The sequence below is a fragment of the Alishewanella sp. HL-SH06 genome (genome assembly GCF_052656265.1).
This window is the reverse complement of sequence record NZ_CP199752.1, coordinates 1,081,335-1,095,163: the sequence shown is the minus strand read 5'-3', so window position 1 is coordinate 1,095,163 and position 13,829 is coordinate 1,081,335. Positions and strand designations below refer to the sequence as shown.

Here is a 13,829-nt window from a genome sequence, read left to right as displayed (position 1 = left end):
TAGGGCTTAATAGTGAGCACCCTCGGTTTAAGCCGATGCGACTACATTAAGCTTGCTCGATTATCTGCTGCATCTGTTGCAACATAGCTTGCACCGCAGCCACATCTTGCTGTTTTGCTATTTTTTCTAATGCGTCGGCAAGTTGGGTGAGCTGTGGGTACCCCATACTGCCCGCACTGCCTTTTAAGCTATGGGCATCAAACTCTAAGCTAGACCAAGCCTGCTGCTGCAAAGCTAGCTCAAATTGCTGTAATAACGCCGGCAACTGCGCTTTAAAACGCGCTTTTAGCGCTTGCATTGCGGGATCTTGGGCTAAATGCTGTTCCAACTCCTGTAATTTGCTTGACGTTGTTTTAGCATAACGACGCAACAAGGACAAAAATTCTTTTTGCACAATAGGCTTGCCAAGTAATTCCTGACACCCCGCTAGACGATAACGCTCGGCATCCTCAGCCATCACATTAGCCGTCACTGCAATAATGGGGGTGTTCACGCCGGCCAGTCGGATCAATTGAGTGGCCTCTTCTCCACCCATCACAGGCATTTGCATATCCATAAAAATCACATCATAACGGCCGGCTAAAGCGCGCTCTACCGCTTGATGGCCATTACTGACCAATTCATGATGCACTCCCACTTTATCTAGCATTAACGCTAGCAGCAGTTGGTTATCCGGGTTATCTTCCGCCACCAGCGCATTAAGCTGCCACTGCGTTTCACGCTCGGTTAGCGGCTCAACAAGGGGTTCAACAGCCTCATATTGCTCAATCAGGTTCACTTTGTCGGCAACAGGCAACAGTAATTCAAAGCTACTGCCAATGCCCTTGACACTCTCGACCAAAATATCACCCGACATTTGCTCAATCAGCTTTTTCGAGATACACAGGCCTAAACCCGTTCCACCAAAATCGCGAGTAACGGTGGCATCGGCTTGCATAAAGGGCTGGAATAAACGCTGTTGCTCTTCGTTATTCATGCCAATGCCAGTGTCTTTTATTTTAATCGACAGCCGCGAATGTGCTGCATCATAACTGACCGCCAACAAGATCTTACCTTTACGGGTAAATTTCACGGCGTTACTGGTGAGATTTAATAACACCTGTCGAAGACGCAAGCTGTCCACATAAAGAGTTTGCGGTAACGGAAACTGAATGTGTAATTGACACTCTAGCCTCTTTTGGCGGGCTTGCTCCTTGGTCTGCTGATAAATTTCATTAAGCATCGCCAAGTAATCGACCTGGCTTAATTGCAGCTCTAATTTGTCAGCTTCAATTTTTGATAAATCCAAAATATCGTTGATTAAGCCAAGCAAATGTTCGCTACTGCGCAACACGCGCCGTAAATAATCCGAACGGGTTGCTTGTTCTGTTTCATTTAAGGCTTGCTCACTAAAACCAATAATCGCGGTCAGTGGTGTGCGGATCTCATGGCTCATGTTAGCTAAAAAAACACTTTTTAAACGGTTGGCTTGCTCGGCCACTTCACGCGCTAAAATTAATTCTTGGTTAGCTGATGCTAAATCGCTATTGGCCCGGGCGAGATCTTGAGTACGACGCAATACCTTATCTTCGAGTTGCTGTTTATAGATCGTTTCGCGTTCACGGTACACGCGTAACTGGCGCACCATCACATTAAAAGCCGCGAACATATCACCGAGTTCATCTTGCTTACGTATTTCAAGGAATGTAGCAAAATTCCCCCGGCCAACCGCCGTTTTGGCTGCCGTCAGTTGTTTTACCGGGTTAAACACCTGATAAATCAGTATTTGATGTATTAGAATAGGCACTGCGAAGATACAAAATAACGCGAACAACAATATATGCAATGGCCATTTTGAAAACTGGCTATACATCTCGTCTGCATCCACGCCGTAGATCAGCTGATACGAGCCCGCTAAGTTTTTACCGAGTAAAAGTTTCGGTTGGCCCAGCAATAAACTATCAATAAAATTAGTATGGTCAATACTCTGCTGAATGATCCGATATTGACTGGGTGGGAAGGCACTCCCAATTAAAGATTGATTAGCGGCATACGCAATGGTGGCGGCACGATTAACCAATAAAGTGACACTATTGGCTGAAACAGGGTTATTCGCGACTTGGGCAAAGGGCTCGGCATCGAGTACCATCAAAATATAACCCCACACTTGCCGATTCGCGCGACTATCCGCAAGGTAAAGCTTTTTCACAATAAAGACCTGTAATTGACGATCTGCGCCATGTGGCGCGAGAAATACCGTTTGATCTTCGATCATTGCTTGCACTAAAGAAAAATATTCATTCCTAAAACGGCTAGGTACCGTCGAAACCACCTGTTGAAGTGGGTATATCACATCCTCATCGCCATTTAGCCGCAACAACTTGATTGATCGTAGCGTTTCATCTTGCGCAGCGACTTCTTGAAACAAGTTATCAACGGCCTGTTTATCTTCGGCGGAGCCCGTCTGTAAATACTGATTAAGGCGTTTTGAGATGGTGAGTAACGACAGCTTAGTCTGATTAACTCTTAAATAGTCATTGAGGTATTGTTGTTGGTCGTTTAAATGCTGTGAAACCTGCTGAAACAATTGTTGCTGTTTGACGGTGTTACTGTAGTGATATGCCAAATAGCCTAGCAGCGCTAAAGGTAAAATCAATAGCGGCAACATATAGATTAACAGTGTTTCCCGAAGCCTCATGCTGGCTTACGCCTATGATAATTGTTAATAACAATGGACTTACAGCATACTCAGCATTGCAGTCAGCGACAAGGGATCAGGCAGTTTTGACGACAAAAAGCAGATTTAGCTCGGTTAACGCAAGGTATGCTAGTCATGAACATGACATAGCCTTGATTGGGCTAGATCGCATAGCGACCTAGCCCTGTACTTTAGATAATTTTATTATCTTGCCAAAACTTTTCTTTTTCTAAACGTTTTTGTCTTTTCTCACAAGGTTTATCGCAGTCACAAGCTTTATCGATGTTCAATTCACCTAAACCACCACAACTTCCGGCAAGTGACTTACGCTGTAATAAATAACCGCTGGCCATTGCTACAACTACAACTAAAAATAACCCAAAGGTCATTAAAAAAATGGTCATTGTTCACCTCAAGGTTGAGTTAAATAAGGTTTAAAAGCATCTGATATATGTTCCACAAAACCGGCATCCGTTTTTTCAATAATTAATGCAGCAAGCTGCTGCTGATTAGCAAACGCCAGTGCCTCACTTGCCGACATCACATTTAACGCTGTGGCATAGGCATCTGCCGTCATAGCGGAAGCATGCAGCACAGTGCTAGATACTGTTTTATGCTGGATCGGTTTACCCGTGCGCGGATCAATTAAATGCGAGTAACGAATACCGTCTTCCTCAAAGTAATTTCGATAATCACCTGAGGTGGCTACCGCGATTTGGTTTACCGCCATAATGCGTTGTACCGCACGTTCATGGTCGATCGGTTTTTCAATGGCCACTCGCCAGTCACCATTAGGTTTTGTTGCACCTACACGCATTTCGCCACCAATATCCACCAAAAAGCGGGTAATGCCTTGCGCCAATAAGATTTCTGCTAATTGATCGACACCATAGCCCTTAGCTATCGTCGACAAATCAACACTCACCCGCGGATCGCTCTTTTGTAACTCAGTGCCATTTAAACTGATTTTATCAATACCCACATGTTGGCGTATGGCTATTAACGCTTGCTCGTCAGGCGCATGTTCAATGCGACCTTGTGCACCAAAGCCCCATAATTCGACTAATGGCGCCACGGTAACATCAAGCACACCTTGAGTTTCGTGTCCGACACGAATGGCTTCGGCTATAACCAGTTGCGTACGGGGTGATAAGGTAAAGGGCTCACTGCTCTGTTGGCGATTAAAGCGCATTAATTCAGATTCTGGTCTATAGGTCGACATCAGATCGTTTAATAGCTCTAACTCGCTATCAAAGGTGGCTTGCAGCGCGGTCAGATCCGGCTCTTTGTCACTGTAAAATTTCACGACATAATAAGTGCCCATCGTTTTACCTTCCACTTTGTATTCTGGAAAGGTCTGCTGCGGTTGGCAAGCCGCAACCAATATAACGAACACTAATATTAGCAAGGGGCGAATAAATCGCATGTTCTGCTCCTGATAAAAATAAGGGGCGACTAAAAGTCACCCCTACTATTTTACCGCTTCACGCTTAGATTAACCACCAAAGTCATCTAATAGAATGTTGTCATCTTCTACGCCTAAGTCTTTCAGCATATTGATAACCGCTTTGTTCATCATTGGTGGACCACACATGTAGAATTCACAGTCTTCTGGTGCTTTGTGGTTCTTCAGGTAGTTTTCATAAATTACGTTATGGATAAAACCCGTATAGCCAGTCCAGTTATCTTCTGGTTGTGGATCAGATAACGCCACATGCCATTCGAAATTGTCGTTCTCAGCCGCTAGCATATCGAAATCTTCAACATAGAACATTTCTCGCTTCGAACGCGCACCGTACCAGAAACTGATCTTACGCTTGGTTTTTAAGCGGCGTAATTGGTCAAAGATATGTGAACGCATTGGCGCCATACCTGCACCACCGCCGATGAAGACCATTTCAGCTTCAGTGTCTTTGGCATAGAACTCACCAAAAGGCCCTGAAATCGTTACTTTGTCGCCTTCTTTCAAAGACCAAATAAACGATGACATTTTACCGCAAGGCAGCGTCAGGTTATTGGGTGGCGGCGTAGCAATACGCACGTTCAGCATGATAATGCCTTCTTCTTCTGGGTAGTTAGCCATTGAATAAGCACGAATAGTCGGCTCATCCACTTTTGACTCCAGTGTGAAGAATTTGAAACGTTCCCAATCACCACGGAATTGTGCAGGAACATCAAAATCTGCATATTTAACGTGATGCGCAGGCGCTTCAATTTGGATATAACCACCCGCACGGAAAGGTACTGATTCGCCATCAGGGATCTGCAGTTTCAGTTCTTTAATGAAAGTGGCTTTGTTATCGTTAGAAATAACCGAGCAATCCCATTTTTTAATACCGAAGATTTCTGCTTCTACTTCGATGTCCATGTCAGTTTTAACATTAACCTGACAAGACAAACGACAGCCTTCACGGGCCTGACCTTTAGTGATGTGACCCAGCTCGGTAGGTAAAATCTCACCACCGCCCTCGTGTACATGGACACGACACTGACCACAAGAACCACCGCCACCACAGGCTGATGACAAGAAGATACCGTTATCAGCTAAAACGCTTAATAACTTACCGCCTGCTTTTGTTTTAATTGCTTTGCTCGGATCACCGTTAACACTGATCGTGATATCGCCACTGGCAACCAGTTTTGATTTGGCCGCTAGAATAATAAATACTAGCGCCAGTACCACGACAGTGAACATGCCAACGCCAAGATAAATCTCTTGCATGGTGTTATTCCTCTACTGCTTATAGTTGAACGCCAGAGAAAGACATAAAGCCTAATCCCATTAAACCTACTACCAAGAAGGTAGAACCTAAACCGCGTAAACCGTCTGGGATATCAGCGTATTTCAGCTTCTCACGAACTGCGGCTAATACCGTTATCGCTAAAGCCCAACCTACACCACTTCCTAAACCGAACACGACGCTCTCACCGAAGGTATAATCACGTTCAACCATAAAGGCTACCGCACCAAAAATAGCGCAGTTAACGGTAATTAAAGGTAAGAAAATACCTAATGCGTTGTATAACGCAGGGAAGTACTTGTCTAAGATCATTTCTAGAATTTGCACCAGGGCAGCGATAACGCCGATGTAGGTCAAGAACCCTAAGAAACTCAGATCGGCATCCGGAAATCCCGCCCATGCTAACGCACCTGGCGCTAATAAAAGGTGGAAAACCAAGTTGTTCACAGGTACCGAAATACCCAGTACAACGATAACCGCAACACCTAAACCAAAAGCAGTTTTGATTTTTTGTGATACAGCAAGAAAGGTACACATCCCTAAGAAGAATGCTAATGCCAGGTTTTCAATAAATACGGCACGTACGAACAAGCTAATGTAATGTTCCATCAATCGCTCCTTATACCTTCTTCTCAATTTGCTCTGGGCGGTACGCACGTAATACCCAGATAAAGGCTGCAATAATGATGAAGGCGCTTGGTGGCATCAGTAGGATACCCATTGGCTGATACCAACCACCTTCACTGATCAGAGGCATGATTTGTACGCCAAATACTGAACCTGAACCGCCTAACTCACGGATAAAGGCGACAACTAATAACACCACGCTATAACCTAAGCCGTTACCAATACCATCTAAGAAACTCATGCCTGGAGTACTTTTCATGGCATAGGCTTCAGCGCGGCCCATAACGATACAGTTAGTGATAATCAAACCAACGAATACTGAAAGTTGCTTAGATAAATCATAAGCATAAGCTTTCAAGAACTGGTCAACAACGATTACCAATGAAGCAATAATGGTCATCTGCACGATGATACGTACGCTTGATGGAATGTGGTTACGGATACTCGAAATAAAGAAATTCGAAAAGGCCGTTACAAAGGTCAATGCCAAACACATTACTAATGCGGTGGTCATCTGAGTTGTTACCGCTAGCGCAGAACAAATACCGAGTACTTGTAAAGCGATAGGGTTATTGGCAAAAACCGGACCAAACAGGACGGTTTTAATTTCTTTAGCATTAGCCATTGGTTAAGGCTCCTTGACGCACTTTAGTTAAGAATGGGCCGAAGCCGTTCTCACCAATCCAAAAAGTGAAGGTATTTTGCACACCATTTGCCGTCAGCGTGGCACCTGACAAACCATCAACCTGATAATCAGACTGAGGGTCGGCATTACCTGGTTTCAAAATAGTCAACGCCAGCTGGCCAGCATCATTGGTTAATTTCTTACCCGTGAACTGTGCTTTCCAACGTGGGTTTTCTATTTCGCCACCTAAACCGGGTGTTTCACCTTGTTCATAGTAGTTTAAGCCGATAATCGTATTGCCATCGGTTTCGACTGCTAAGAAAGCATGCATCGTTGACCATAAGCCATAACCATGCACCGGTAACACCACGGCTTTTAAATTACGATTGTCATCGTAAGTTAACCAAATAGGTGCTTGCTCTGAAATACGACGGATAGAAGCCACATCTTCGCTTTGCGCCAGTGCTTCACCTTCCTTCAGGTTTTTACGGTAGTCATAAGCCTCAGCACAAGCGGTATCGCAACTTGCGTCAATCTCACCGGTCTTTAAATTAACCAGACGCGTTTCAACGTGCTTGCTAAACAGCTCGGCAACCTTAGCTGCAGGTGCTGAACCTTCGATTAAACCTACACTTCGCAGGATGTTAATTTGCGAGTCTAACTTTTTGTTGGCTTGCTGCGTTGGACGCAACTGCACAGCGGCAGTTGCCACCACGATGGCACAAACTAAACATAAAGAAACTACTACAATCAGCGTCTTGCTGATGCTGTCATTATTACTAGACATTACGTGCCAGCCTCCGCTTGATGTTGCTCTGAGCCACGAAGAAATCGAATAAAGGTGCAAACAAGTTAGCAAACAAGATTGCCAACATCATCCCTTCTGGATAAGCCGGGTTAACCACTCGGATCATCACCACCATAAACCCAATCAAAATACCGTAAGCCCATTTACCTTGGTTAGTAAACGAGGCAGATACTGGGTCTGTGGCCATAAAGAACATACCGATGGCAAAACCACCTAACACTAAATGCCAATGCCATGGCATCGCAAATAGCGGGTTGCTGTTTGAACCTATAGCATTAAACAAATAGCTGGTTAATACCATACCGACCATGACACCCAGCACGATACGCCAAGAAGCAATACGGAAGTAAATTAACGCTAAACCACCAACTAATAACGCCAGTACTGAGGTTTCACCGACTGAACCAGGGATAAAGCCCAGGAACGCATCCCACCACAGCTGGGTATTTGCCGCGTAATCTAGTTCACCAGAAGACGCTTTGCTTAACCAAGTCGCACCTGAGTAACCGTCGGCTACAGTCCATACCGCATCACCAGAGATTTGCGCTGGGTAAGCGAAGAACAAGAACGCACGACCGGCTAAAGCAGGGTTTAAGAAGTTACGGCCAGTACCACCAAACACTTCTTTTGCCACTACGATACCGAAGGTAATACCAAGCGCCACTTGCCATAAAGGAATGGTTGCAGGCAGGATTAAAGCAAACAGGATTGAGCTAACAAAGAAACCTTCGTTGACTTCATGTTTACGCACTGAGGCGAATAAGACTTCCCAAAAACCACCTACCACGAAGGTAACAGCATAAATAGGTAAGAACCAGACCGCGCCATAGAACATCTTAGCGCCCCAGCCTGAGGTGGCCGTTAACTCTCCGCCTAAGGCAGAGTAAATGGCAACCTGCCAAGTATCAGGAGTACTAAAGCCTTGTGCTAATGCCAAACTGGCCTGATGGCCAATGTTGTACATACCGAAGAATAACGCTGGAAATAATGCCAGCCAAACGAAAATCATAATACGCTTCAGGTCAATACTGTCACGGACATGAGTACCGTTTTTAGTCACTAAACCTGGCGTATAAAGTACGGTCGCCACTGCTTCATACAGTGCGTACCACTTTTCGTGTTTTCCGCCTTTTTCAAATTGCGGTTCAATGCGCTCTAAAAAATGCTTTAAGCTCATGATTAGCCTTCCTTCTGGATGGTAGTCAAGCAGTTGCGTAGAATAGTGCCGTAGTCATATTTACCTGGGCATACGTAAGTACACAAAGCTAAATCTTCTTCGTCTAATTCTAAACAACCTAATGTTTGTGCCCCGTCAGTGTCGCCAGAAACCAAATCGCGCAACAATAATGTTGGCAGGATATCTAACGGCATTACCCGCTCGTAGTTACCAATAGGTACCATGGCACGTGAAGAGCCATTCGTGGTTGTGGTCAGATTGAACAGTTTTTTAGGGTTAAGGTGGCCAAGGTAAGCACGGGTAACTGAGTGTTTTTCAGCGCCAGGTACAATCCAGCCAAACAATAACTTTTCAAAGCCTTCGGTTAATACCGAAACCTGATTGTGGAAGCGACCAATATAACCATGAACGCCCTGTGCGGTAGTACCTGCCAGTACTGAGCCTGAAATGATACGGTTTTGACCTTCGTTAAGTTCACCGGCAGTCAGTTCAGTAGTTGAAGCGCCCAGCAAGGTTTTCACCAAACGTGGATTTTTCACTACAGGACCGGCCAATGAAATCACCCGCTCACTGTGTAATTGCCCCGTTGTAAATAATTTACCAATGGCAATAACGTCTTGATACCCAAGGTGCCAAACGACTTTTTTCGCACTGGCTGCATCGAGTAAATGAATATGCGTGCCCACTAACCCAGCAGGGTGTGGACCATCAAATTCGGCTACAGTGACCTGAGAGACGCTAGGAATAGCCACACCGGCTTTTTTACTCAGGTAGGTTTTACCTTCAGTTAAACGTGAAACCACCGTTAAACCATGAGTAAACGCGTCGGCATCAGCATTAATGACCACAGCAGGATCGGCTGCTAATGGATTGGTATCCATCGCATTAACAAAGATGGCACGTGGCGTACTATCAATGGCAGGAGAACGGGAAAACGGCCGCGTACGCAGCGCTACCCACAATCCTGAGTCGATCAAGTTTTGTTTAACCTGCTCTACTGACAAACTGGCCAATTGCTCGACAGAGTAAGAGGTAAATTGTTCAGCCGCATCGCCGCTAGCTGCAATCACAACAGATTGCAAAACTCGTTTAGCGCCACGATTGATTTCTTTAACCGTACCCGCGATTGGGGCAGTAAACTTAACGCCAGGGTTTTTCTTGTCTTCGAAAAGCACCTGACCTTTTTTTACTGTATCGCCCACTTCGACCGCCATGGTCGGACGCATACCAACATACTCTTCACCTAAAACGGCGACAGTTGTGATGGCATTGCCCGCACTGATCTCTTGTTTAGGACTGCCTGCAAGGGGAATGTCCAAGCCTTTTTTGAGTTTTATCATACGTACTTGCACTACTATTTTGGGAAGAAACAGGGCCTAGTTTTTCAGCTGCTGAGCTGCAGCACACCTGGTTGAACAATTTAGCAAATTACAACTGCGCAAAACTTAACCAGATACACGTATTAAAGTGACGGATTCTAGCATTAATACCAGCTTGTATCCATGGTAATACCAAAAATTATCCATGTTGTATTGTACAGCAAAGTTGCTGTATCAAACGTATAAAAACCGCCTTGCGACGGTTTATTCAGCTGAGTCAATACGACTAATTGATTAGATTCTGTAACAGCACTAAGGCTTCAACATCAGCGGTATAATCAACGTGCTGGTAACCGAAACCAAACAGCCGTAAAAATTCATTGTGGTACCCCACATAGTCAGTCAGGGTATCAATGTTTTCGGTGGTCATTTGTTGCCATAAGTCTTTTACGGTTTGCTGTACATGATCGCTTAATTCTTTTCCATCCATGCGTAAACGACCGGCTTCATCAAGTGTCGGTGTAGCGCTATATAAACCCTGACGGAACAAGCCATTAATTTGCTCAATACAACCTTCATGGGTGCCTTCTTCTTTCATCACGCGGTACAGCAAGGAAATATACAACGGCATGATCGGAATGGCGGAGCTGGCTTGCGTGACTAAAGCTTTTAACGACGCCACATAGGCTTTGCCTTTTTTGCTGGCTAAGCTCGCCGTAATGGCCGCAGCGGCCCGGTCAAGATCTTCTTTGGCTTTACCAATAGTCGCCTTGCCGTAGATAGGCCACGTTAATTCTTTACCAATATAGGTATAAGCCACGGTCTGACAATTATCGGCTAACACACCGGCCGCATCTAATTGGCTTAACCAACGTTCCCAATCTTCGCCACCCATCACTTTAACGGTGTTAAAGATCTCTTCATCGTTTGCTGGCTCTACTGACACCTCTTCAATTTCTCGTTTAGAGGTATTGAGGTTTTTTGCGGTGTAAGATTGGCCAATCGGTTTTAATACCGAGCTAAACACTTCACCCGTAACAGGATCTTTACGCCGAGGGGCTGCTAAACTGTAGACAACCAGATCAATTTTGCCCATTTCACTACGAATGGTTTCAATTGCTTGCGCTTTTAATTCATCGGTAAAAGCATCACCGTTTAAATGTTTGTTCCAAACACCCGCGGCATTCGCTGCAGCTTCAAAAGCGGCGGTGTTATACCAACCCGCAGAACCGGTTTTATTGTCACTCGGGGCTTTTTCGAAAAAGATACCCAGGGTATTGGCACCCGAACCGAAAGCGGCGGTAATTCTTGAGGCTAAACCATAGCCCGTTGAAGCACCAATCACTAGCACGTTTTTCGGGCCATTTGTCACGGCCCCTTGCGCTTTTACATAAGCAATTTGTTCATTTACATGTTCTGCACAGCCAACTGGGTGTGCATTAGTACAGATAAAACCACGAATTTTAGGTTGAATAACCATAAAGAGTCCTGCTGTTGTCTTGAGTAAAGTAGCGCTAGTGTAAAACTTTAACGCAAAAAACAGGTCGGATCAGCTAATATTGATCATGACGAGGCTTTATCTGCTTTGCTACCACCGAAACATTTAGGCGAAGCTGGAGGTTTTTCTGCGTAGTATTCATACCATTCTGAAGGGGTATAAGTATGTAACGCTAAAGCGTGAATTTTCTCTGCCAGCTCTTCCGCGACGATGGCATTAACCGCACGATGCCGCTGTAACAGGCGCATGCCGTTAAAAGCAGGCGTGACGATGACAACTTTAAAATGAGACTCTGAACCTGCGGGCACATTATGATTGGCACTTTCGTTAACCACATCAAGAAATACGGGATTAAAAGCATCCAATAATTTTTGCTCTATTGCAGTATGTATTAGCATTGCCGTTCTGCTCCTTTGGGTGTCCTTTAATGCATTTTAGCTAAGGCCGTGACGTTTGTCCTGCTCAAGGTAAGTGCGAAGCGTTAAATCATCGCTAAACCAATAAGCATAAAGCTAAAATAAATTTTTTTATGCTAACGTAATACTGCACTAGCGATAATTCGAGCTACGCCAGAGGGATTGCTGTTGTCGCTACCTGCTGGGCGTGTCAAAATGCCAGCCTTACTATTGAGATGAAGTGGTTATGAATACGCAGTTTACGCTTGGTTCTATCAGTCTTACCTTACATCGTTGGCCTTTAGCGCAGCCGAATCATAGTCTCCAAGCCTGGGATGCCGCAGACGAACTGATTCTCACTCAAGCTCTACCTTTACTTTCTGATTTAACGCAGCGTTTAGCCAAGCCGCCTAAAGTGTTGATCATTAATGATGCCTTTGGTGCTTTATCCTGTGGGCTGGGTGCCGGTTCGCAGGTATTAATGCAAGATTCTGTGCTTGCACAGCTGGCGTGTCGTTATAACCGTACCCAAAATCACTTGGATAATACGAACATCACAGAATTATCCAGCCTTGATGCCTTACCATACGCCCCTGATCTGGTGCTATTAAAAGTGCCACAAAACCACAGTTATTTAGCCCATATCCTCACCGCACTAAGCCAAGTGATGACCCAAGAAACGCAACTGGTGGTGGCGGCCAAAGCAAAAGATATTACCAAGCAAGTACTGGCACTTTTTAGCCATTATATTGGGCCCACCCAGGCGTCACTGACTGAAAAAAAATGTCGGTATATTCAAAGCCAATGGCAGGCGGATGCCACTCAGCGCGACGCCCCTGCCGCCATGCGTTGGCCACTTGATAATAGCCACTTTACCATGGTTAACTATGCCAATGTGTTCGCGCGAGAAAAACTCGATATTGGCGCCCGTTTGTTTTTAGCGCATTTACCCAAAGTGGCACCTGGCAGTCGTGTCATTGATTTGGGCTGTGGCAATGGCGTATTGAGTTTACAGTTGTTAGCGCAACAACCGGATTGCAAACTGATTTTAACCGATGAATCCTATTTGGCGATCGCCTCGGCACAAGCCACCATTAGCGAAAACCTGCCTGAACGACTTGGCGATTGTCAATTTGTTGCCGATGACTGCCTAACGCAACAAGCAGAGCACAGTGCAGACTGGATTATTTGTAATCCGCCTTTTCATCAGCAAAATGCCGTCACGACCCATGTGGCAAGCCAAATGTTTCGTGATGCGAAACGTGTCTTAAAAACCGGCGGACGACTGCGTATTGTTGCCAATCGCCACTTGCCTTATAAGCTGCAGTTAGAAAAGTTATTTGGACATTGCCAGCAATTAGCGGCTAACCCAAAATTTGTTATTTTAGAGTCCATCAAAAGGAGTTAATAATGCGTTATTTATCGCTGGTATTGCTGCTACTCGTTGCCGGTTGTGCCACCAAGGTACCGTCGTTTATCGTGGCACCACAAATTTTTTGGCCACAAACAACTGAACTCAGCGGGCGTCAATTTAGTTTTGCAGTGGTCGATTTGCGTCCAAGAACGCACAGTTTAACCATTCAGCAGGGGGGAATGAAAATAACTATCGAACCTCCAATGATGTTCGTTTTCAGTTAGAAAAAACCGTGGCGGCTGCCTTAACCGAGCAAGGCGCAAACTTACTTGGCCAGCAAGGCACGCAATTAAAAATTCAAATTAACCAATTACAAGCGAACGTTCAACAACGGCCGCTTGATCACCTAGTGACCAATCAAGTTGCGCTAACCATCTTTATCCAACGTGATGATGGTAGCTTTACTAAATCCTATGCCGGTGATAGCAGCTATACCGCTCCTTTTAAAGTCGATTTAGCTGCGGTAGAACGTGAACTACGTATTCTAACTGAGCAAGTGTTAAACCAATTACTGCAAGATCCTACCTGGAAATCTGAGCTGAACTGAA

General features: G+C 45.1%; 14 protein-coding genes. 3 read left to right on the top strand and 11 right to left on the bottom strand.

Going from position 1 to position 13,829, the window contains the following annotated elements; genetic code table 11:
- Nucleotides 1-46: 46 nt before the first annotated feature.
- The 11 genes from ACUJFK_RS05035 to ACUJFK_RS04985 all read right to left on the bottom strand — a co-directional run bounded on the left by ACUJFK_RS05035 (nucleotide 47) and on the right by ACUJFK_RS04985 (nucleotide 11,870).
- Entirely contained in the window at nucleotides 47-2,677 is a 2,631-nt protein-coding gene (locus ACUJFK_RS05035; protein ID WP_445426257.1) for an ATP-binding protein, read from the bottom strand.
- Between the two features lie 191 nt (nucleotides 2,678-2,868).
- On the bottom strand, nucleotides 2,869-3,081 hold the full coding sequence (nqrM, locus tag ACUJFK_RS05030; RefSeq protein ID WP_226749576.1) for a (Na+)-NQR maturation NqrM: 213 nt from the start codon (nucleotides 3,079-3,081) through the stop codon (nucleotides 2,869-2,871).
- An 8-nt stretch (nucleotides 3,082-3,089) separates the two neighbouring features.
- Nucleotides 3,090-4,103: an FAD:protein FMN transferase gene (locus ACUJFK_RS05025; protein ID WP_445426256.1), complete on the bottom strand. Its 1,014-nt coding sequence runs from the start codon at nucleotides 4,101-4,103 to the stop codon at nucleotides 3,090-3,092.
- Between the two features lie 69 nt (nucleotides 4,104-4,172).
- A complete protein-coding gene (nqrF, locus tag ACUJFK_RS05020) occupies nucleotides 4,173-5,399 on the bottom strand; it encodes an NADH:ubiquinone reductase (Na(+)-transporting) subunit F (RefSeq protein WP_229585357.1) in 1,227 nt (408 codons plus the stop codon).
- Between the two features lie 19 nt (nucleotides 5,400-5,418).
- Nucleotides 5,419-6,027, bottom strand: a complete 609-nt coding sequence (nqrE, locus tag ACUJFK_RS05015) for an NADH:ubiquinone reductase (Na(+)-transporting) subunit E (protein ID WP_226749573.1) — start codon at nucleotides 6,025-6,027, stop codon at nucleotides 5,419-5,421.
- Between the two features lie 10 nt (nucleotides 6,028-6,037).
- A complete protein-coding gene (locus tag ACUJFK_RS05010; protein WP_226749572.1) occupies nucleotides 6,038-6,670 on the bottom strand; it encodes an NADH:ubiquinone reductase (Na(+)-transporting) subunit D in 633 nt (210 codons plus the stop codon).
- Nucleotides 6,663-7,457, bottom strand: a complete 795-nt coding sequence (locus tag ACUJFK_RS05005; protein ID WP_226749571.1) for a Na(+)-translocating NADH-quinone reductase subunit C — start codon at nucleotides 7,455-7,457, stop codon at nucleotides 6,663-6,665. The genes ACUJFK_RS05010 and ACUJFK_RS05005 overlap by 8 nt, the downstream gene beginning before the upstream one ends.
- Nucleotides 7,450-8,655 carry an NADH:ubiquinone reductase (Na(+)-transporting) subunit B gene (locus ACUJFK_RS05000; RefSeq protein WP_226749570.1) on the bottom strand — a complete coding sequence of 402 codons (1,206 nt, stop codon included), beginning with the start codon at nucleotides 8,653-8,655 and terminating at the stop codon, nucleotides 7,450-7,452. The genes ACUJFK_RS05005 and ACUJFK_RS05000 overlap by 8 nt, the downstream gene beginning before the upstream one ends.
- 2 nt (nucleotides 8,656-8,657) lie before the next feature.
- Nucleotides 8,658-9,995 (bottom strand): Na(+)-translocating NADH-quinone reductase subunit A, encoded by a 1,338-nt coding sequence (locus ACUJFK_RS04995; RefSeq protein WP_226749569.1) that lies wholly within the window; start codon nucleotides 9,993-9,995, stop codon nucleotides 8,658-8,660.
- Between the two features lie 265 nt (nucleotides 9,996-10,260).
- Nucleotides 10,261-11,454 carry an enoyl-ACP reductase FabV gene (fabV, locus tag ACUJFK_RS04990; RefSeq protein ID WP_445426255.1) on the bottom strand — a complete coding sequence of 398 codons (1,194 nt, stop codon included), beginning with the start codon at nucleotides 11,452-11,454 and terminating at the stop codon, nucleotides 10,261-10,263.
- Between the two features lie 83 nt (nucleotides 11,455-11,537).
- Nucleotides 11,538-11,870 (bottom strand): BolA family protein, encoded by a 333-nt coding sequence (locus ACUJFK_RS04985; RefSeq protein WP_226749567.1) that lies wholly within the window; start codon nucleotides 11,868-11,870, stop codon nucleotides 11,538-11,540.
- Nucleotides 11,871-12,114: 244 nt separating this feature from the next.
- Between ACUJFK_RS04985 and ACUJFK_RS04980 the strand changes: the two genes are divergently transcribed.
- From ACUJFK_RS04980 to ACUJFK_RS04970, 3 genes are read left to right on the top strand one after another with little or no spacing between them, the layout of a single operon-like run.
- Nucleotides 12,115-13,275: a methyltransferase gene (locus ACUJFK_RS04980; protein ID WP_445426254.1), complete on the top strand. Its 1,161-nt coding sequence runs from the start codon at nucleotides 12,115-12,117 to the stop codon at nucleotides 13,273-13,275.
- Between the two features lie 2 nt (nucleotides 13,276-13,277).
- Nucleotides 13,278-13,505 carry a hypothetical protein gene (locus ACUJFK_RS04975; RefSeq protein WP_445426253.1) on the top strand — a complete coding sequence of 76 codons (228 nt, stop codon included), beginning with the start codon at nucleotides 13,278-13,280 and terminating at the stop codon, nucleotides 13,503-13,505.
- Nucleotides 13,506-13,513: 8 nt separating this feature from the next.
- Nucleotides 13,514-13,828 carry a YajG family lipoprotein gene (locus ACUJFK_RS04970; protein ID WP_445426252.1) on the top strand — a complete coding sequence of 105 codons (315 nt, stop codon included), beginning with the start codon at nucleotides 13,514-13,516 and terminating at the stop codon, nucleotides 13,826-13,828.
- The last annotated feature ends 1 nt before the right edge of the window (nucleotide 13,829 follow it).

Coding starts and splice junctions, on each gene's coding strand:
- ACUJFK_RS04975 (WP_445426253.1), top strand. CDS start 13,278: ATGCGTTATTTATCGCTGGTATTGCTGCTACTCGTTGCCGGTTGTGCC.
- nqrF (WP_229585357.1), bottom strand. CDS start 5,399: ATGCAAGAGATTTATCTTGGCGTTGGCATGTTCACTGTCGTGGTACTG.
- fabV (WP_445426255.1), bottom strand. CDS start 11,454: ATGGTTATTCAACCTAAAATTCGTGGTTTTATCTGTACTAATGCACAC.
- ACUJFK_RS04980 (WP_445426254.1), top strand. CDS start 12,115: ATGAATACGCAGTTTACGCTTGGTTCTATCAGTCTTACCTTACATCGT.
- ACUJFK_RS04985 (WP_226749567.1), bottom strand. CDS start 11,870: ATGCTAATACATACTGCAATAGAGCAAAAATTATTGGATGCTTTTAAT.
- nqrE (WP_226749573.1), bottom strand. CDS start 6,027: ATGGAACATTACATTAGCTTGTTCGTACGTGCCGTATTTATTGAAAAC.
- nqrM (WP_226749576.1), bottom strand. CDS start 3,081: ATGACCATTTTTTTAATGACCTTTGGGTTATTTTTAGTTGTAGTTGTA.
- ACUJFK_RS05010 (WP_226749572.1), bottom strand. CDS start 6,670: ATGGCTAATGCTAAAGAAATTAAAACCGTCCTGTTTGGTCCGGTTTTT.
- ACUJFK_RS05005 (WP_226749571.1), bottom strand. CDS start 7,457: ATGTCTAGTAATAATGACAGCATCAGCAAGACGCTGATTGTAGTAGTT.
- ACUJFK_RS05035 (WP_445426257.1), bottom strand. CDS start 2,677: ATGAGGCTTCGGGAAACACTGTTAATCTATATGTTGCCGCTATTGATT.
- ACUJFK_RS05025 (WP_445426256.1), bottom strand. CDS start 4,103: ATGCGATTTATTCGCCCCTTGCTAATATTAGTGTTCGTTATATTGGTT.
- ACUJFK_RS05000 (WP_226749570.1), bottom strand. CDS start 8,655: ATGAGCTTAAAGCATTTTTTAGAGCGCATTGAACCGCAATTTGAAAAA.
- ACUJFK_RS04995 (WP_226749569.1), bottom strand. CDS start 9,995: ATGATAAAACTCAAAAAAGGCTTGGACATTCCCCTTGCAGGCAGTCCT.